Annotated in this window: 18 protein-coding genes and 1 CRISPR repeat array; all 18 genes read left to right on the forward strand. The window is 45.9% G+C overall.

Annotated features, from left to right (window positions below):
- Positions 1-45: 45 nt before the first annotated feature.
- The 18 genes from F4X88_04200 (at position 46) to cas2 (ending at position 17,800) form a co-directional block, all read left to right on the forward strand.
- Positions 46-873 (forward strand): hypothetical protein, encoded by an 828-nt coding sequence (locus tag F4X88_04200; protein ID MYA55478.1) that lies wholly within the window; start codon positions 46-48, stop codon positions 871-873.
- Between the two features lie 249 nt (positions 874-1,122).
- Positions 1,123-1,956, forward strand: coding sequence for a hypothetical protein (locus tag F4X88_04205; GenBank protein ID MYA55479.1), 834 nt, complete (start codon positions 1,123-1,125; stop codon positions 1,954-1,956).
- Between the two features lie 253 nt (positions 1,957-2,209).
- Positions 2,210-2,683 (forward strand): hypothetical protein, encoded by a 474-nt coding sequence (locus tag F4X88_04210; protein ID MYA55480.1) that lies wholly within the window; start codon positions 2,210-2,212, stop codon positions 2,681-2,683.
- Between the two features lie 213 nt (positions 2,684-2,896).
- Positions 2,897-3,727, forward strand: a complete 831-nt coding sequence (locus tag F4X88_04215) for a hypothetical protein (protein ID MYA55481.1) — start codon at positions 2,897-2,899, stop codon at positions 3,725-3,727.
- Positions 3,728-3,919: 192 nt separating this feature from the next.
- Positions 3,920-4,546 (forward strand): tetratricopeptide repeat protein, encoded by a 627-nt coding sequence (locus F4X88_04220; protein ID MYA55482.1) that lies wholly within the window; start codon positions 3,920-3,922, stop codon positions 4,544-4,546.
- Complete coding sequence (locus F4X88_04225) at positions 4,470-6,227, forward strand: protein BatD (protein ID MYA55483.1); 1,758 nt, start codon at positions 4,470-4,472, stop codon at positions 6,225-6,227. Before F4X88_04220 ends, F4X88_04225 begins: the two co-directional genes overlap by 77 nt.
- Before the next feature lie 166 nt (positions 6,228-6,393).
- Entirely contained in the window at positions 6,394-6,900 is a 507-nt protein-coding gene (locus F4X88_04230) for a hypothetical protein (GenBank protein ID MYA55484.1), read from the forward strand.
- A 1-nt stretch (position 6,901) separates the two neighbouring features.
- Positions 6,902-7,654 (forward strand): CRISPR-associated endoribonuclease Cas6, encoded by a 753-nt coding sequence (cas6, locus tag F4X88_04235; GenBank protein MYA55485.1) that lies wholly within the window; start codon positions 6,902-6,904, stop codon positions 7,652-7,654.
- Between the two features lie 939 nt (positions 7,655-8,593).
- Positions 8,594-8,941, forward strand: coding sequence for a hypothetical protein (locus F4X88_04240; GenBank protein ID MYA55486.1), 348 nt, complete (start codon positions 8,594-8,596; stop codon positions 8,939-8,941).
- Positions 8,938-9,294: a CRISPR-associated endoribonuclease Cas6 gene (gene cas6, locus F4X88_04245; GenBank protein MYA55487.1), complete on the forward strand. Its 357-nt coding sequence runs from the start codon at positions 8,938-8,940 to the stop codon at positions 9,292-9,294. The genes F4X88_04240 and cas6 (F4X88_04245) overlap by 4 nt, the downstream gene beginning before the upstream one ends.
- A gap of 25 nt (positions 9,295-9,319) precedes the next feature.
- On the forward strand, positions 9,320-10,741 hold the full coding sequence (gene cas8a1, locus F4X88_04250; protein ID MYA55488.1) for a type I-B CRISPR-associated protein Cas8b1/Cst1: 1,422 nt from the start codon (positions 9,320-9,322) through the stop codon (positions 10,739-10,741).
- A gap of 2 nt (positions 10,742-10,743) precedes the next feature.
- Positions 10,744-11,781, forward strand: a complete 1,038-nt coding sequence (gene cas7i, locus F4X88_04255) for a type I-B CRISPR-associated protein Cas7/Cst2/DevR (protein MYA55489.1) — start codon at positions 10,744-10,746, stop codon at positions 11,779-11,781.
- Complete coding sequence (gene cas5b / locus F4X88_04260; protein MYA55490.1) at positions 11,778-12,572, forward strand: type I-B CRISPR-associated protein Cas5; 795 nt, start codon at positions 11,778-11,780, stop codon at positions 12,570-12,572. Before cas7i ends, cas5b begins: the two co-directional genes overlap by 4 nt.
- A gap of 102 nt (positions 12,573-12,674) precedes the next feature.
- Complete coding sequence (locus F4X88_04265) at positions 12,675-13,238, forward strand: transposase (protein ID MYA55491.1); 564 nt, start codon at positions 12,675-12,677, stop codon at positions 13,236-13,238.
- 52 nt (positions 13,239-13,290) lie between these two features.
- Entirely contained in the window at positions 13,291-15,612 is a 2,322-nt protein-coding gene (gene cas3 / locus F4X88_04270; protein ID MYA55492.1) for a CRISPR-associated helicase Cas3', read from the forward strand.
- Between the two features lie 95 nt (positions 15,613-15,707).
- Entirely contained in the window at positions 15,708-16,217 is a 510-nt protein-coding gene (gene cas4 / locus F4X88_04275) for a CRISPR-associated protein Cas4 (protein ID MYA55493.1), read from the forward strand.
- Between the two features lie 60 nt (positions 16,218-16,277).
- A complete protein-coding gene (cas1b, locus tag F4X88_04280; GenBank protein MYA55494.1) occupies positions 16,278-17,273 on the forward strand; it encodes a type I-B CRISPR-associated endonuclease Cas1 in 996 nt (331 codons plus the stop codon).
- Between the two features lie 263 nt (positions 17,274-17,536).
- Positions 17,537-17,800 carry a CRISPR-associated endonuclease Cas2 gene (cas2, locus tag F4X88_04285; protein ID MYA55495.1) on the forward strand — a complete coding sequence of 88 codons (264 nt, stop codon included), beginning with the start codon at positions 17,537-17,539 and terminating at the stop codon, positions 17,798-17,800.
- Between the two features lie 257 nt (positions 17,801-18,057).
- Positions 18,058-19,286: direct repeats of the CRISPR family, unit length 30 nt; unit sequence CTTTTAATCGAACCAGTTTGGAATCGAAAC.
- Positions 19,287-19,310 lie beyond the last annotated feature (24 nt).

Genomic DNA, 19,310 nt, shown 5'->3' on the forward strand with positions numbered 1-19,310 from the left:
CTGCGCTGTTGTGTGAATTGTCTATCTATAAGGAGGCACATTTCAATGAAAAAGTTTTATCAGTTCACGCTCGCGATAGTGATTATGTTCGCGCTGACGATGAGCATCTCCCACCTTGCAGTTGCGCAAGGGAAAGTCAATATTAAAGATGGTCCCCTCAAAGAGGGGGATTGGTTAAAGGATCCAGCCGGGGAACTGAATGAAGACCACTCGGACAACAAAAACTGGATCACCCTGTGGTATGGTCCCGATGGAAACTATGAAAACAGCGGCGGTTTTGGTGCTTCCGCTCCCAAAGACCTCATTGATGAAGGCACAGGGGGTAAGTTGGACCAGCTTAAACTTTCGACCGTTGCGGGTCTGGAATTGACCCAAACTGTTGATGTCAATTGGAAGAAAGGCAATGGCGGTCCGCGCGGGTGGACAGTCTTTGAACTCGATCCAGCGGATGCCCACCACATGAACCGCGACGGTCCCATCGATAACATTGATACGTATGCGATCTGCGTTATCGACGCGCCCGAAGCCATGACGTCTGTGATGTCCCCAGCGCATGATGACCACGCACAGATCTGGATTAACGGCGAAAAATGGTACAACAATTCCCGTTGGACGGGTGCAGCGCTGCAGGTGGACTTTAATATTGAAGTCGACTTGGTGAAAGGCGCGAATGTCGTCGTTTATCGGTGTGGTGAATCCGGTGGACATGCGTATATGAACCTGCATTTCGACGATAAAACGCATAAGGCGGTCGATATCTACCCACAGAAAGCCAAGGACCAGAAGAGTTTCTTCAATGAAGTTCAGAGCGTTCTCGCTGTTGACCCAGCCGGCAAATTGGCAACAACGTGGGCAGACCTTAAACGCAAATAGAACACCTCACAGTTTCTATATTTGTGTTTTCTAACTTTATGCTTACATAGGCGGATTGTGGTGCTACCCTGCGCGACAATCCGCCATTTTTTTATCATTTTTTTTGACAAATTTTATTACATCTGTTATACTGCCGAATTATAATGTTGGATTGTTTCACGTTATACAATCCATCAGTGAATCTGGGTAACATCGTAGGGGCGAGGTCGCCTCGCCCGCATAGACATATCCACCATGGAGGAGAGAAAAATGAAAAGAGTGTATCAACTTATGCTTGCGATAGCAATTATCTTTGCGCTGGTTGCGAGCACCTCGCATCTCGCATTGGCACAGAAGCACAAAGTCAACATTAAAGGCGGTCCTATACCAGAGAAAGATTGGCGCGCGGAAGCCGCCGCCGCACAATTGGGCGAGAACCACGCCGATGTCAAAGATTGGATCAGTCTGTGGTACGGGCCCGATGGAAACTATGAAAACAATGGAAGTTTCCAAGTTTCCGGGACGAGAGACCTGATCGACGAAGGCACCAATGGAAAACTGACGGAAATCTCACTTTCGACGATCGAAGGCTTGAAAAAGACCCAGAGCATTAAAATGGAATGGGCTAAGAAGCACGGCGGCACCCGAGAGTGGGATGTCTTTGAACTTGAGGTCGCAAATCAAGACAATATGAATAGAGACGGTCCCGCCGATAACATCGATACGTATGTGATGTGTGTGATTGAGGCACCCAAAGATATGAAATCCATCTTTTCTCCGGCACACGACGATTGGGCACAGATTTGGGTCAATGGTGAAAAATGGTACAACGATCGCACCTGGACAGGGGGCGCGCAGATCGTGCACTACAACATCGAAGTCGACTTGGTAAAAGGCGGGAATGTTGTGCTTTACCGATGTGGCGAATCCGGCGGTGCCGCATACCTCAATTTGCACTTTGACTCAGACACGCACAGGCTCTGCAAAATCTATCCAGAAAAGGCGAAAGACCAGAAAAGTTTCTTCAACGAAGCCTCTCGTGCTCTTGCAGTCGATCCTGCTGGAAAATTGACAAGCACCTGGGCAGATATTAAGCGGAATTAGTAGCAAAGATAAGCCCTTGTCTACTCTTTTCAGACGAGGGCTTTTTCTTGCTCACTTTTTTCTGCACCGACCCCTGACAAACCGTGTAGGGGATCTCCGAATCCCGACTCTTAATGCCCTGTCCCCCTGATAAGGGGGATTGAGGGGGTTACTGACTGCTGACAGCCGATCCCATACCTAACATAACTTACCAAGGATGCCAAAGAAATGCTTTCTGCGGGTATTCTACGAGTCTTTTGACAAGGAGAATCCAATGAAATTGAGAGTGCGTGAAAAACTGAAATATATGTTTCTCGGGGGACTGCTGACCCTCGCCGGTTTTATGTTAGGGAACATGAACAACACCACAGACGCACAGTTTGGATATGAAACGATTGATAAACTGACCGTCGGGGAGCTCATCGTGCGTAAGGATATAAGGCTCATGAGCGATGATATGGAGCCGCGCGTTCATATCTCTTGGGACAGAAATGGCGGACGTTTGGTAACTTACGGTCCAAAGGGAGTCGGTGCCGCCTCGCTTTTGGTTGCGGAGGGGAATGGCGTTGTGACGACGCAAGGTGCAAAGGAGAAAACCGGTGCCTCTCTCATGGTGAATGAAGGCGGCGGGGTCCTCTCACTTTTCGCGCCCGATGGAAAAGCCAGGATTGTTTTAGGTATATCCGAGGGGGACGGTGTTGCTTACTTGGTCAACAAATTTGAGGAAGCGCGTGTATTAAAACCTTAGTTAATGCGGAATCGCACATTAGAAAACTGAAGCGTTACAATATTGTTCTACAACTCGCTTGACAAATTTATGTTCAGGTGTTATAATAATTAGTAAATTGTAATCTCGAACGCAATTTCAGCGTTTATAATTTGTTAAACTGTTAAAGAATCTTAGGATGCTCACAACGCGTCCTATTTACTTTAGTTTTTAATCTCCAAAAAAGGATACAGAATGAAAAGATTTGATACTTTTGCACTCGCAATCGCGATCGTATTTACGCTCATTATCAGTGGTTCACACCATGTATTCGCAGCTGATCTCCTCACAGGGGGTCCCTTGGCTGAAGACATGCTCTTAGAAGATCCAGATCCGAACGGCGACGATCTGAGAGAAGATCGCAGTGATTCGCCGTGGATTACATTGTGGTATGGCCCTGATGGCAACTACGAAAACAACGGGACCTTCCAAGTTTCTGGCCCGATGGACTTCATCGAAGAAGGAAGCGGCGGCAAACTGAATCAGGCATCACTTTCAACGCTGGACGGTCTGTTGATGACGCAGGACATTGATATGGAATGGGGCGACGACCACGGCGGTGACCGTGGATGGACAGTCTTCGAAATCGATCCCGCAGATGGCAACAATATGAACAGAGGCGGACCCGTTGATAATATCGATACATACGCTCTGATCGTTATCGATTCTCCGAGCGATATGACAGCCGTGATGTCTCCAGCACACGATGACCACGCGCAAATCTGGATCAACGGCGAAAAATGGTACAACAATACCAGATGGACAGGTGCCGCGCAAACGATTCTGCACGACGTCGAAATCGACTTGCAAAAAGGCGCGAACGTCCTCCTTTACCGGTGTGGTGAATCCGGCGGTTCCGCATATTTCAACCTGCACTTAGACGATGCAACGAACGATGCCGTTACCGTTTACCCCAAAGATTCAACCGACCAGTCGAGTTTCTTCGATGAGATCGCAGATATCGTGGTTTCCGTTGAACCCACTGGGAAGTTGACGACAACTTGGGCGGATATCAAACGCCAATAAGATCTATCGCTATTTTTGTAGGCGCGCTTTCTAAGCGCGCCTTTTTTATTGTCTCCTAAACCCTGATCCTTATAGACGCAACTTCCTTTCGTATAGTTTCCGTAGATTGGGTTGAGCGGAACTGAGAAAGACAATACCGATACCCCATTACATTTGTTTGCAAACCATAAAAGCATCTGCTATAATAAGACTATGATAAACAAAATGCGCTGTTGCTCGTTTATAGCTGCTTTCGTTATCGTTCTCAGCGGATGGATCGGGGGTTGGACCCGCGCTATGAAAGCCGGGAACGCGGCTTATGTGCGTGGAAACTACAACGAGGCACACGCGGCTTTTCAACGGGCAACCCTTGAAAAACCTGACAATCCCGTTGCACACTATAACTTAGGGACTGCCCTCTACAGACAGGGTAAATTTCGAGAGGCGGCACGGACATTTCAGGCATCGCTATCAAGACACGCTGAACAGACTGAAGACACTCTCAATCGATCCAGTATCTTGTATAACTTAGGCAACGCCCAATTTAAAGTCGGTGATCTTACGAGTGCAATTGACGCTTACCAGCAGGCACTCCGCTTTGACCCCCAAGATACGGATGCACACCATAACCTCGCATTGGCACGTCAACTCTTAAAACAGCAACAAGACCTCGCACAACAGCAGGCGAAGAGCAGCACTGCACCGAAAACCGAGCCAAACGACGTTGGTAAAGCCGAAGCCCTTCGGCTCTTAGAACGTTTCAGTGAGAATGAAAACAGGCTACGGCAAAAATTACAACAACAACGCAAAAGTGGATATCGGCGTGAAAAGGATTGGTAACCTTCAGTTCGTCAGCATCGTTTTCATCTTTCTCGCAACAGCGGCACAAAGCCAGGAGATCAATGTTGCTGCCGTGGTGAGTCCGCGTCACATCCAATTTGGAGAGAAAGCGCGGTTGGACCTCACACTTTCAGGAGAGGCATTCATCAAGCATATTGAAGCCCCGCAGTTCAATTTCCTACCGGCGTTCCTTGCAGTGCCCCTGCACTCCGAAACGACACCCCGCTTAGAAGCCAACCAAATTGCGGTTTCTATGGCGTGGGCTTATGAATTGATCCCACAAAAGATCGGCGACTTTACGCTATCCGACATCCGTCTCGCCTATCAAGGCACCCCGTATTTCGCAAATCCGGGGTCGATTCGCGTGAGCGGCACTGATACATACGTAGATGTTTCAACCAACGCGATTCACCAAGTTGAAGCGGAGGTTGATACGCACGAACCGTATCTCAACGCTCCTTTGACTTACACATTCCGATACCTTTATACGACGGTGCTCCCGACTCGCGAGTCACCAACCCCACGACTCCCGACATTCCGTGGTTTCTTCGTCGAGACCCCCCAAAAACGACCGTTATATACACGAGAAATTCGCGGGAAGACGTTTTGGGTCGAAGAGCATACCCGCACGTTATATCCACAACAGAAAATCGGACAGATCGTGCTTGCACCTGCGGAACTGTTGCTACCCCTCCCGCAAGGACGTAGAACCTTGAAAACCAAACCGTTGACCTTGACGGTGCAACCGATTCCCGAAACAGGCAGACCGTCTCACTTCAACGGCGCTATCGGTGAATATCAAATTTCTGCTGAAATTGAACGGGGTTGGATTGAAGCCGGACACGAACTAACACTCACTGTCCGTATCTCCGGACACGGCAATATCCAGACAGTTATACCCCCCACGCTGCCAAGGATTGCTGGGGTCATGGTGAGCCGAGCCACTCGGTTTGAAGTGATAACATCAACAAGCCGGGCTTACGTATACACACTCACCCCTGTTAGAAAGGGAATATTCCGCATCCCCGCGATCGCATACACCTGTTTCGATCCGATCCGTGCGGTTTATACAACCACGCAGACCACTCCTATCCCTGTTTCTGTGCGCCCGCACCCAAACGACCCTGCTGAATATGAGACCGATAGTTCACCGTGGTTACTCTGGTTAATTGTTTTGGCAATTCTGATAGCGGCGTTGGGTATAGGGGGGTATCTCTGGTATCGCACTGGGTTTGCGATCCCTACAGGAAGGAAGCCGAACACCGAAACAGGAACGGATACATCCGAAGTCAGTGGATCCAGAAATCGAAACACACAGGATACCGAGACAGAACCGATAACACCCGTTTCACAGGCACGCCAGGCACTTGGGAGGCTCATAAATAGCGATACCACAGAAAATGCGACAACATTTGCCAACGCACTCGCACAAGTGCTTCATCAATATCTTGAGGATACATTTGGCGTGTCACAGCGGAATATCGACACAGCACGAGAAGTCTGCGCGAACGCCGGAATTCCGAAACCTATCCTTGACGCACTTATCGACCTTCTCACGAAGTGTGATTACCACCGATTCGCGCCTGTGCCACTGTCCACGGGTGAACGAAATACGTTGATCGCTCGCGCTGAGAGGGTTATTAACGACATTGAGAACCTTCAGAATACACAGGACACATGAGGTGTTCATTAAACCCAAAACAGTAGTCTGCAACAATACGCAGAAATACCCCGGGGAAGCCCACACGGGCTTCATACCGTTGATTCGCAAAAACACACAGGCGGATATGAACAACGCGCTTGACAATCCAAACGCACTCAGCTTAACCGCAAGGAAAATTTAAAACATGGAAATATTCTCGCTTTTCGTTCTTTGGCTACACGTTATCGCTGCTGTCGTCTGGGTCGGCGGCAACCTGATTTTAGCGATGGTGATCGTTCCGCATTTCAGACAAAACCTGCCCCCTGTCCAGCGTATCCAGCTTTTGACGCAAATCGGGAAACGCTTTGAGCCCATCGTATGGGGATGTATCGGTGTGTTATTTTTCACCGGCATCGTCAACATCTTCTTTGCAGTGGATCTCACCTCTACCACTGCGATTTCCAACGCCTTTATGCGGACGCTTCTCATCAAAATCGTGCTATTCTTCGTGCTGGTCATCCTCACGGCATTACACAGTATGATTTTCGCACCGCGACTCGCAGCAGCCATCGAGACCTTAGATCCTGACCTTACGGAACTCCCCCCGGAGATAAAACCCCTCCGTTCCCAGCTGTCAATCATATCGAGCCTGATGGGAGTCGTATCGTTGTTGATCCTCCTCGCCGCCGTCGCCCTTCGGATGGGAATATAATATGCGCATCAAAATCCTCGCCGATGTTGGTAACGGAATTACGCTTCCTATCAACTATAACTATCCGCTCGCGGGTGTCATCTACCGGTTCCTCGCAGAATCCGACCCTGAATACGCCGCCTTTCTTCACAAGGAGGGTTACGCTGCCGCAGAAAAACGTTTCAAGCTCTTCACCTTCTCGCAGCTTATGGCGGAACGCAGACGCATCACCGGTGCGACGATCCACTTCGGATCAACGTTGACGTGGTATATCACCTCCCCCGTCGAACGCTTCCTATCCCATTTCGCCGATACTTTGCTCACCGAGGGCAGATTGTCCATAGGTCAACATCAGTTGCGAATCAAGGATGTCACCGTGCCGCGTATTCCGCGCTTTCAACCCGAGATGTATTTCCGATGTCTCTCCCCAATCACGATGTCTACAAAACGCGAGCGTGATGGTAAACAGGTCATGCATTATTGCTTACCCGAGGATCCCGCCTTCTCCGAACTCATCCGTCAGAACCTCATCCGCAAACACGAAGCGATCCACGGTCGCGCCCCGCATGACGATACCTTGACCTTCACTTTTGACAAAGGCTATATTGACAGACGACAAGGACGTGTCACCCGTCTCGTAGACTACAAAGGCATCAAGATTCGCGGCGTGATGTGTCCTTTTGATGTTTCTGGGAGTATTCCCTTAATCCAGATCGGCTACGAATGTGGCTTCGGCGACAAAAACAGTGCAGGCTTCGGCATGGCAGAAGTCTAACCTGAATATCGGTTTTCACGCATTTTCCTTGATATTCGTTGATATGTTTGCTATAATAACCCAAATTTCTACTTTTCATTTACATAGCACCCCTACAGGGTAGGGGCATTTAGTTTTCCATTTTTTACGCGTTTTGATCCACAGAACCGGTAGGTGCGGTTTCATGAAGTTTCAGAAAATAAATCGGTAATCCAATATTTTCCCCGGCCCTGTAGGTGCGGTTTCCTAACCGCACCGGACCCGTTAGGAAATTACCGAATTAATAAATTAATCTTCATCTAACCGCACCATAGGTGTCAATTTAGCGTTGCCTTAGGTTTAACACGTGATGCCTATGGGGGACATTGCGTCTCACCCTCGAACCTCTTGAGTTCCGTAGGAACGCTATGTTTATAGAAAAAGGGACGGCACCCTATTCAGCCCTGTAAGGGCGATATGTGTGTAGCATCGATATATTTATCAAAGTTAGAAGGTTTTTTCGGCTTTTTCATATTCTCATGGGCACTTGTATGCTCTTGCACAGTGGATTAAAAATCCAGAACCCCGCATTGAACCAAGAGGTTTGGTGAGGCATATGTTGAACGTCTTTATCTTTTTAGGATTGCTGATGATAGGAACTATGTTTTTGAATGTGAAACTGCTGAGCGTATAAACATATCGCCCTGACAGGGCTAAAATACACGATGATACGACTTTCTATAAACATATCGCCCTGACAGGGCTGGGAGTCCTGAGAGAACCGTTCTCTATAAACATCCTGAGTTCGGATGTAGGAACCCCATTTTTCAGTGAAAAGCGTTGATAAGCCGCGAGGGTCTCGTAGCGTAAACTTTTAGTTTGCGCATCCACAGACACAACCTGGAAAGTTTGTGCTACAAGTGGCAACTTGGGTTATAATATACGAACCTTACTTATCTATCTCCAAAAGGAGAGCCTCTTATGAAATCTATGCTGCTTCTTTTGATATTCCTCTGTATTCTCGCGGGGTCTTCGGTTAGCCCTGCGGCATTGACGGTTGAAGATCTCGAGAAAATTGACACAAAAATTAAAGAGTCGGAGACACGCATTAAAGAAAATACCAACACACAGATAGAGAATATCAAGACCCTAATCACCTGGCTCATAGCGTTGTTCGTCGCCATGATAGCTCTGATAGGCATTCCGCTGGTAGCTTTGACTGTCATGATAGGCTGGCGCAGCACAAGAGATCACGAACAGGAGAAAATCAATCAAGAACTTAGAGGAGAAATTGAAACCCTCAAACAACAGCAAACTGTCCGCCCATAACTCGGTTTGACTCTTGTGAGGATCCCGCCTTCTCAGAACGCATCCGTCAGAACCTCATCCGCAAACACGAAGCGATCCACGGTCGCGCCCCGCATGACGATACCTTGACCTTCACTTTTGACAAAGGCTATATTGACAGACGACAAGGACGTGTCACCCGTCTCGTAGACTACAAAGGCATCAAGATTCGCGGCGTGATGTGTCCTTTTGATGTTTCTGGGAGTATTCCCTTAATCCAGATCGGCTACGAATGTGGCTTCGGCGACAAAAATAGTGCAGGCTTCGGCATGGTAGATGTCCAAACAAATTTTAATTTGAATCTCATTAGTAAAAATTGTATAATATATTTCTAACACTTTCTGAAGGGAGGTAAATGCTATGCCAATTTACGAAAAATTGATGGGAAATCCGTTTGTTGATGCGGGGGTTTGTGGAATTTGTGAATGGTTGGAAAGGCGACCTCAGCCAGAGGAAATTACAACTACAGACCTTGAGGTGATGGTTGAGGAATTTATTCCTATGGCAGCGAAGTGGGAAAAATGGGGTTCAATTTTTACACTTAATCATTCACTAACTAATCCTTCGAAAAAAAAAGATGAACGGCTAGCTCATTTCAGAGGAATGCTTCTTGACTATATTCATAATGTCAAGGAACTTGATCAGATTGGCGATTGTATGGGATGTGGTAGACGTGACGTAGGATCAACACCTTTGCTTGATAAAACAGGCGTTCCACTAACAGGTGGAAAGAATAGTAACTTTTTCCCTGTTTTCTCCGAAGGAGCAGGTTATTGCCCCGCTTGTAGTTTCTCGATTCAGTTTTTACCCTTTTCTTTGGTTGCGACTGGGAAAAATGGTGGAAGATTCCTTATGCTTCATTCCAAATCTTGGGAACTTATGCGAATTTGGACAATACGGTGTATCCAAGGTATTAAACAACAATATTCTCAACAACAATCAGGAGAATGTTTTAAGCCTGATTATGAAAATTCTCGCAATGGTTTGTTTTACATGGTGCGGGAAATGATTATTGAATGTGAGGAAATGCAGCTTTATGATGAAATCACAGATAAAGATGTATCTATGGAAGTTTACTCCTTTACAAACAACAATCAGTTTCCAGATATTGAAATCTTTTACATCCCGTCTTCTGTCTTTCAATTTTTATCTGCCGCCGAGCAGAATCCCTATAAGGATGCCTGGTACGAGATCGTCCAAATCGGTTACGGGAGGGGGAAATCTAAAAAAGATTACAAGAAGTCAAGAAACCTTGTATATGAGTACCTATTAGAAGATCGATCCATTCGTGGCTTCTTTCTAAGCCGGCGTACTCAAAAACATCGCGGAAATTGGGAATTATTTTCCCTTTATTTACAGAAGGTGAGAAACATGAAACCAACACGGATTGAGAAAATTAAGCAGGTTGGCGATTTAATTGCAGAGAGTATCCGTAAATCTGAAAAGCGTGGATTAAATCGACTCCAAGATTTAGAAAATGCAACAACTTATTTTGACTGCCGCAGCGTTTTATTACGTATCATTAGAGATAGGATTGTTCAAAAGGAACCAGAGCCGCTGTTCTCGTTTGATGATTGTGTTGAACATATTTTTATTTCTGCTGATAATGCTCAATCTTGGAGTGATGAGTTAGATGATAGTGAGTTGGATGAAGAAGAAAAAGAACAGTTGAGACATTCTATAAATGATAATGTCAGGTTTTGGCGTGAAACCCGTGACTTGCTGCTTTTTCGGATTTATGAACAACTTCACAGTTGGTTAACTGAACAGGAGGATAATTAATCATGTCTAAGCATCTTATTGGACTAATGCTTATTGATGCCCCTTATTCAGCGTTGAATAACGCTGATAAACCGAAGGATCGTCCTAACGATAACATAGTTGTTGTTAAAACCCTTAAAAAAGGGCGCAGAGGACAGACTTATCCCTATGTGTCCGGTCAAGCATGGCGAAATTGGTGGCGCACGACTCTTGAACATGAATTTGACGACTGGCATAACTCACCTATAGATCGAGAGGATAAAATCGCATATACCAAAGTAGATCCGGTAAAATATGACGATGACGATGTTTTTGGTTATATGCGTGCGCGAAGTGAAGGGAAAGGAAAACAAAAGGAAGATCTTACGGTAACCCGTTTGTCCCCTCTCAAATGCTCACCGCTTATTTCCATTTCACCACAAATCCCAACGAACGATTTTGGTGTGATGGCACGTCAGGAAGGGGACCCAGTGCCTTATGAACACCAATTTTACTCTTGTATTCTACAAGGTATCTTTTCTCTAAACCTTAGTGCGGTCGGATCGTTTTCCGCTGTTAACAAGACAGGGTATAAAAATATCCGTGACGACTATGTTCCAACTATTGAAGCCGCACGTGGAACAAGAGAAAATGAAGATTCACCGTGGGTCCTTCCGAAAGATATCCGCGTCCGACGTTGTCAACAGACACTTAAGGCACTTCCTTTTCTCAGCGGAGGGGCAAAGTTGACATCACATCTCACTGACGTTACTCCCAAACTCATTATTCTTTCTGTGCTTAAGGGCGGCAACCATCCCTTCATGAATTTAATAGTTGAAGAAGAAGGGCTTGGTAAATTAAGTCTGTCTGCCTTGCGAGAGATCATAGGAGATTACAAAGACAGATTTTGCGATGCAATTTACATCGGTAGACGGAGCGGGTTCATGGATGACATAGACGGCAAACTCACTGAGTTAGCAGGTGACAACAATCTGCCGGGTGAGATCGTTTACGATACACCAAATACGGTAATTACTCAACTGTCACAAAAGTTAGAAACTCACGTTGGAGACACACCATGAAGGTAATTCGCGTTCATATTACCGGCTGGATCGCCTCTTTCCGGAATCCGTTATTTATTAGCGGATTCCAACCGACACTCCCTTTGCCACCACTCTCGACTCTCTATGGGCTCTTTACCGCCGCAAAAGGTGATTGGGTTACACCGCACGACACTGCAATCGGATTTGTTTTTAAAAGTAACGGAAAAGCTGTTGATTTAGAAACTATCTACGAGTTTGAGGATACTTTGAGTCCGAACTCTAAGATAAACAAGCAAAAATCTGGTTTAGGTTCTTCAAAAGTATTGTACTCAATGCGTATGAACCCTAACATAAAAAAACGTGAATTTCTCGTTGAACCTCAGCTCTATCTCTATACCCCAGAGATATGGTTAAAGGAAGCGTTTGAACGCCCTCGGTATCCGTTGCTCTTGGGACGCTCCTCCGATTTAGCAACTGTCAAATCCATAGATGAAATTGAATTAGAGAGTAGGTCGGAAACGACTTATCAAAATACGATAATCCCATTCCCTGACCCACAACTTTATGGACAGGTCCAGGCATTGCCTACGCACTTCACGGCGGAAATACCCCGTCGGCAATGCGGCACGCGTGCTTTTTGCATCATTACCGAACCGATAAAGTACAGGGGCAATGTTCTACACGATCCTGATAAGAATTGGGGGGTGTATTTGCATGAACGCATCCCGGGAAATTTCACAGTCCCTGTTGAGCAAACAAGGAAACCTATTGACAAAAACTATCAAATTCCAGACGTGAGCGGAAACCAGATGCAATTTTTTGATCCCTAACCCCAATACATCGTAGGGGCGAGGTTCCCTCGCCCGTAGGAGAACAACAATCTACACAACCGTAGGGACGGGGCCCCTGGGCCCACAGGAGATATTTCCCTTATGAGACCCAATCTTCCACGTCGCAAACCCACGCGCTTACGGGATTATGATTACAGCCAACCCGGTGCATCTTTCGTGACCGTCTGTGCCCAACACCGGAAATGTTTATTTGGGGCGATTGTGGACGAACAAATGCAATTGAACGCAATAAGCAAAATCGTCGTTGAATGTTGGAACCGTATTCCCCAACATTTTCCTTCCATTGGGTTAGGGGAGTCTGTTATCATGCCCAACCACATACACGGCATTATCACATGCAACCCCGTAGGGGCGGGGTCCCCCCACCCAATAGAAAACACTTCTCACCGTAGGGGCGAGGTCCCCTCGCCCGCTTATAGAGGTTCACCTTCGTTAGGCAAAATCGTAGCCTACTTCAAATACCAATCCACCAAGTATATCAACCAACACCGCAATACACCCGGGACGCGCATTTGGCAAAGAAATTATCACGATCATATCATCCGAGACGACGCAGATTTACAACGAATTCACCAATACATTCAGGACAATCCGATGAAATGGGCGTTAGATCAATTGCATCCTGACAATCCTTCCAAATGGTGAGAGCAACCGAAATGGACACAGGCAGGCGTGGCAACCACGCCCCTACGAAACCATGACAATATCTATGATGGGCGAGGGGACCTCGCCCCTACGCAGAGGAAAATCCATGTCAATATTGTTTGCAAAAAGCAACCCACCAGAAACGCTCCAAAAGCATACAGAAAATTGCCTCGACGTATACAATAGCCTCCGAGAACAGATGCCGTTTTTAACTGATGTCGCCCAAAATTCCAATTTCTTTGAGCATCTTTTCTACGCTGTCGCCCTTCACGATTTCGGAAAGGCGGCGACGGGTTTCCAAAAACAACTCACCAATGGCACGAGATGGAATTATCGCCATGAAATTCTATCTGCAGGATTTGTAGCAGGCATTCAACTCTCACAAGAAGCAAAAAAGGCAATCGGACTTACAATCTTGACACATCATAAAGATATTGACACCCTTAGGCACACATATAAGCACTATCCTGAAAGTGAAATCGGATTCCAAGTCTGGCAGGATAAAATCAAAGAATTAGAACCGACTTGGGAAGCGTTAATGGCAATTCAGAAACAAGTCACGCATTGGTGTCTTCTGGAAAAATGTATGTGGACACCTGTTACCTCAACTGACCAACTTGTTAACGGCTACCGCGATTTCTTGCTGCCTTACCAAAGAACTAAAAGGAACCATCAATTAAAAAATCATCCTTTATCCATCCTACACAGCACTTATGGCATGCTCCTCCGTGGGTGTATGATTGCTTGCGATCATCTCGCTTCTGCGGGAAAAAACGAGATACAAACCGCACTTGACAACTTTAAAGCCTGCCTGATGCAACACATTAAACAAAAGGCAAAGCAAAAAGGACAGCAGTTTCATGGGTGGCAACCCTTTCAAAAAGTCTCTGGAGAAACAACCGGGCAACTCATGCTCTCCGCACCGACAGGCTCCGGTAAAACTGAAGCCGCACTCCTCTGGTCGGACAAAAATCAGGGCAAGACACTTGGTAACCGTGTCTTTTATGTTTTACCCTACACTGCCAGCATCAACGCTATGTATAATCGATTGACAGACCTCGTATCCGATGACAGAATCGGTGTGTTGCACGGTAAAGCCGCTTATTTCGTTTATCAACAGCTCGTCGATAAAGACTATACCTATCAAGAGGCCGCAGCCGAAGCTCAAGATCAACAGAATCTGACTCGAAAAATTTGCCGACCTTACAAGGTACTCACCCCTTTTCAACTCCTAAAAGCCTTTTTTGGTATACGCGGCTTTGAGATGCAAATGGCGGAGATGTCCAAAGGGCTTTTTATTTTTGACGAAATCCACGCTTATGACCCGCACACAACCGCGCTTATTCTCACAATGGTAGAACGACTCCGTAAAGATTACGACGCACAATTCTGCATTATGACTGCCACAATGCCACAGTTCCTCAAAGGCATGATTAGTAAGGTACTTGGTGATCCACCACAGATTGAAATGGGACCCGAAAAACGGGACACATACACTCGACACCGAGTCCAATTATTTGACGGAAATATCCATGATGCAATTCCGCTGATTGAAGAGCGTCTCAGTCAAAAGCAGCGTGTTTTAGTCGTTTGTAATACTGTCCAGCAAGCACAAGATGTGTTTCAGGAATTAATGGGTGTAACCGAAAACGCTAAACTCCTTCACAGCCGATTTATCCTCAAAGACCGAGAACGGATTGAAAAGGAACTTGAAGACGCAAACCTACTCGTCGGCACGCAAGCCGTAGAAGTCTCACTCGATATTGATTTTGACTGTCTATTTTCAGAACCAGCCCCGATAGACGCGCTCATTCAACGTTTTGGTCGAGTTAACAGGAAAGGTGAAAAAGACATCTGTGATGTCCATATATGCGAAAAGGGTAGTGAAAACGACAAATATATCTATTCCCCTGACAAGATTGAACGCACTATAAAAGCGTTCGCATCTGTAGACGTTCTCCACGAATCCAAAATCCAAGGTCTGATTGATGAAGTTTATTCTGATGGCTATAATGAGGATGAACAGAAAAAATTTGATAGAGCGAAACAATTGTTTGAGCGGCACTTACAAGACATTGTGCCGTTTATTGAAGATTCTAAAGGGCATCAGGAATTTAATGAACTTTTTAAGAGTGTTGAGGTTGTACCCGAGTGTTATGAAGAAGATTTTTGGGTAAAAATTGAAAACCGTCAATACTACGAATCCAGAGCTTACATTGCCCAAATTAGTGAGCGTCAATTTGGAAGACTACACCGGGAGGGGCAGCTATATGAGCGTAAACGCTTTGGAAAGTTAGGGCAATGGTTCATAAAGGTTCGCTATGATGACATGCTCGGTTTACTTTTAAATGAACATAGCACAAACATCTTATAGCGGGCGTGGCAACCACGCCCCTACAAAATGATGAAAACGCTTATGACGGGCGTGGCAACCACGCCCCTATGGAACATTGAAAGGAGACACCACAAATGCAAACCCCAGACCAACCGAACATCACCGGCACTGCTATCAACTATCTCTACGTTTGCACACGCAAGCTCTGGTTCTATCAGAACCACCTCGACATGGAACACACTTCGGAATATGTTGACATGGGAAACCACCTCCACGACGAGAGTTACCCTCGCGAAAAACGCAGAGAATGGGACATTGACAATCTCGTGAAAATAGATTTCGTCGACAAATACGGTATCCTCCACGACATCAAATCGGGGCCTGCGATGGAAACCGCACACGTCATGCAGCTCTGTTATTACCTCTATCTCCTCAAACAGAAGGGAATATCCAACAGGAAAGGCGTTATAAACTACCCACGCCAACGGCGAACGACCGAGGTCGAACTCACATCCGAAAAGGAAGAAGAAGTGGAAGCTGCTATCGAAAAAGTAAATGAAGTTGCAGCGTTACCGACACCCCCTCACGCCGACTATATGAAAATCTGTAAATCCTGTAGCTACCAAGAACTCTGTTGGAGTTAACAGACGGAATTCATCCGTAGGGGCGAGGTTGCCTCGCCCGAAAAAGAAAAGGAACCCATTATGTCCCGGAACTACTACATCACCCAACCCGGCAGACTGCGCCGGAAAGACAACACACTGTACTTAGAGCCAGAAAATGCCCGACGCATCCCGATCCCTATTGAAGACATTGACTCGCTTTACTTCTACGGTGAACTTGATCTTAACACCAGACTCCTCAACTTCCTTTCGCAGAAACATATTGCCTTTCATGTGTTTAACTACTACGGTTATTATTCAGGGAGTTACTACCCCAGAGAATACCTCAACTCGGGTTCCCTGCTCGTCAAACAGGTCCAACACTACGAAAGTCCCGCCAATCGGATGCCCCTGGCACACGAATTCGTTGCGTCCGCTGTTTTCAATATGTTACGGATTTTGCGGTATCACACGAATCGTGATAAAGATTGCGGGGCGCAAATTGAAGCAATTGAGGCAATTTTTGCTGAAAGCCAAACCGCAAAGAACACGAACGCATTGATGGGCTATGAGGGCCTCATCCGAGACACCTATTACACTGCCTTCAATACAATTTTGGCGTTAAAGATACCTTTTGAAAAGCGCGTCCGTCGTCCACCGGACAATCCGATCAACGCCATCATCTCATTTGGCAACTCGATGATGTATACCGCCTGCCTCACGGAAATCTATCGCACGCAGCTCAACCCGACGGTCAGTTTCCTCCACGAGCCCGGAGAACGCCGCTTCTCGCTGAGTCTCGATCTTGCCGAAATTTTCAAACCACTCATCATTGACAGAATTATATTTCGTTTGTTCAACCGTCGGCAGCTCAACGAGTCAAAACACTTTGAAAATAGTATTGATGGGTGTTACCTCAATGACAAAGGGCGTAAACTGTTCATCGCTGCATTTGATGAGCAATTGAAGCAGACCGTTTCGCATCGAAAATTGAAACGTCACGTTTCCTACCAGCGACTCATCCGTTTGGAGTGTTACAAACTCATCAAGCATCTGGTCGGTATGGAGACCTATCAGGCACTGCGTCCGTGGTGGTAGGCACAATCTTAATTCTTATACCATTTCTGAATAACCGTTTCTCATTAGCGAAAACCCGCTCGTAGGGGCGAGGTCCCCTCGCCCGTCTAATCCGTCCGAATCCTCATAGCATTTCAAAATCTCTGAAATGCGAATTTATTTTTCAGATTTGGTATTAGAACACTACCGGCACAATAGGCATCGCAGGGGCGTGGTTACCGCGCCTGTCGGTTTCTGACGAACCTTTCAACTTCGTTCCCACTTTACATGAGGAGACATCTGCAATGTACATCATTCTGGTTTACGACATTCAAGTCAAGCGCGTCGCGAAGGTCTGTAAATACCTCCGACAGCACCTCAATTGGATCCAAAATTCAGTCTTTGAAGGGCAGTTAACCAAAGCGCAGTTCGCACGAGTCAAATCGAGGTTAGCGGCACTCACTGATCCCGAACAAGACTCTATCATTATCTATCAACTACGCGATGCCCGGTGGATGAATAAAGAGGTCATGGGAGTCGATAAGAATCCCGCGACGAACCTACTCTAAGCAAGTCATCTTCGAGGATATTGATATAAGACCTGCTGTCGACCTCGGTTACATGAAAGGTTTAGACGTATTTTACGTCTCCTATTTTTGAAAAAAAGTGAGGGTCAACCCCCGATTTGTAAGGATCTGTCGACCTCCCAGAGAATTTGCACGACTGCAGGTCGACAGCAGATTCACCTTAAAAATAACATTCCTCAAAATTGACTTGACACGTCTCATAAGGATCGCGTATAATCTAATTATGATTTTCACAGAGCCTTTTAATCGAACCAGTATGGAATCGAAACTATAGACGTTGGAATGTATTTTCTCATGATTTGAAACTTTTAATCGAACCAGTATGGAATCGAAACGATCACAAGGGGGAAATAGCGAATAACTCTCAGATTCGCTTTTAATCGAACCAGTATGGAATCGAAACTTTACGGTAACCCTTTTGTTATTAATGGATTGCCATCTTTTAATCGAACCAGTATGGAATCGAAACCATAATTTTCCTCTATCTTATCTATAACATCTTCACCTTTTAATCGAACCAGTATGGAATCGAAACTTGATGAAATGTGTGTGTGGTTAGAAAAGAATCCTCTTTTAATCGAACCAGTATGGAATCGAAACGCGTAATCGCTGGCAGTCCTACCGCATCCCCCTCTTCTTTTAATCGAACCAGTATGGAATCGAAACAAAATCTATAAACAGCGTCTAATCCTTCCTCCGCTGCCTTTTAATCGAACCAGTTTGGAATCGAAACAGCTTCCGATTCGTCTTGAAATGGGGTCTCTGCATAGACTTTTAATCGAACCAGTTTGGAATCGAAACTTTATCGTTGTGGGGATATTTGAAGAAATCGCGGTACTTTTAATCGAACCAGTTTGGAATCGAAACACATGGTTCGTAGGGTGTTCGGGGTTTGGCATCGACTTTTAATCGAACCAGTTTGGAATCGAAACGAAAAAGGACTTGACGGTCGCGGAGCAAGTTCAGACTTTTAATCGAACCAGTTTGGAATCGAAACTCGAATACTGTTGCGCGGGGTGAAGTCGCAAATATACTTTTAATCGAACCAGTTTGGAATCGAAACTCGTGGTGGTTATCACTGTTCGAAAACCTATATGGTTGCTTTTAATCGAACCAGTTTGGAATCGAAACATCTATCTGGTGATATAGGCTCGGAAAAGACTATTAACTTTTAATCGAACCAGTTTGGAATCGAAACTGAATTATGATCTCTGACCCTTTGGTGAAGTATTCCTGACTTTTAATCGAACCAGTTTGGAATCGAAACATCATCAATACCATATATGCCGAGTCAGACAGCATTACTTTTAATCGAACCAGTTTGGAATCGAAACATCATCAATACCATATATGCCGAGTCAGACAGCATTACTTTTAATCGAACCAGTTTGGAATCGAAACATCATCAATACCATATATGCCGAGTCAGACAGCATTACTTTTAATCGAACCAGTTTGGAATCGAAACATCATCAATACCATATATGCCGAG

This window comes from Candidatus Poribacteria bacterium (genome assembly GCA_009839745.1).
Taxonomy (GTDB): Bacteria; Poribacteria; WGA-4E; order WGA-4E; family WGA-3G; genus WGA-3G.

Excerpts from the sequence above, each read along its gene's own strand:
- F4X88_04200 (MYA55478.1), top strand. The coding sequence starts at position 46 with ATGAAAAAGTTTTATCAGTTCACGCTCGCGATAGTGATTATGTTCGCG.
- F4X88_04205 (MYA55479.1), top strand. The coding sequence starts at position 1,123 with ATGAAAAGAGTGTATCAACTTATGCTTGCGATAGCAATTATCTTTGCG.
- F4X88_04210 (MYA55480.1), top strand. The coding sequence starts at position 2,210 with ATGAAATTGAGAGTGCGTGAAAAACTGAAATATATGTTTCTCGGGGGA.
- F4X88_04215 (MYA55481.1), top strand. The coding sequence starts at position 2,897 with ATGAAAAGATTTGATACTTTTGCACTCGCAATCGCGATCGTATTTACG.
- F4X88_04220 (MYA55482.1), top strand. The coding sequence starts at position 3,920 with ATGATAAACAAAATGCGCTGTTGCTCGTTTATAGCTGCTTTCGTTATC.
- F4X88_04230 (MYA55484.1), top strand. The coding sequence starts at position 6,394 with ATGGAAATATTCTCGCTTTTCGTTCTTTGGCTACACGTTATCGCTGCT.
- cas6 (MYA55485.1), top strand. The coding sequence starts at position 6,902 with ATGCGCATCAAAATCCTCGCCGATGTTGGTAACGGAATTACGCTTCCT.
- F4X88_04240 (MYA55486.1), top strand. The coding sequence starts at position 8,594 with ATGAAATCTATGCTGCTTCTTTTGATATTCCTCTGTATTCTCGCGGGG.
- cas8a1 (MYA55488.1), top strand. The coding sequence starts at position 9,320 with ATGCCAATTTACGAAAAATTGATGGGAAATCCGTTTGTTGATGCGGGG.
- cas7i (MYA55489.1), top strand. The coding sequence starts at position 10,744 with ATGTCTAAGCATCTTATTGGACTAATGCTTATTGATGCCCCTTATTCA.
- cas5b (MYA55490.1), top strand. The coding sequence starts at position 11,778 with ATGAAGGTAATTCGCGTTCATATTACCGGCTGGATCGCCTCTTTCCGG.
- F4X88_04265 (MYA55491.1), top strand. The coding sequence starts at position 12,675 with ATGAGACCCAATCTTCCACGTCGCAAACCCACGCGCTTACGGGATTAT.
- cas3 (MYA55492.1), top strand. The coding sequence starts at position 13,291 with ATGACAATATCTATGATGGGCGAGGGGACCTCGCCCCTACGCAGAGGA.
- cas4 (MYA55493.1), top strand. The coding sequence starts at position 15,708 with ATGCAAACCCCAGACCAACCGAACATCACCGGCACTGCTATCAACTAT.
- cas1b (MYA55494.1), top strand. The coding sequence starts at position 16,278 with ATGTCCCGGAACTACTACATCACCCAACCCGGCAGACTGCGCCGGAAA.
- cas2 (MYA55495.1), top strand. The coding sequence starts at position 17,537 with ATGTACATCATTCTGGTTTACGACATTCAAGTCAAGCGCGTCGCGAAG.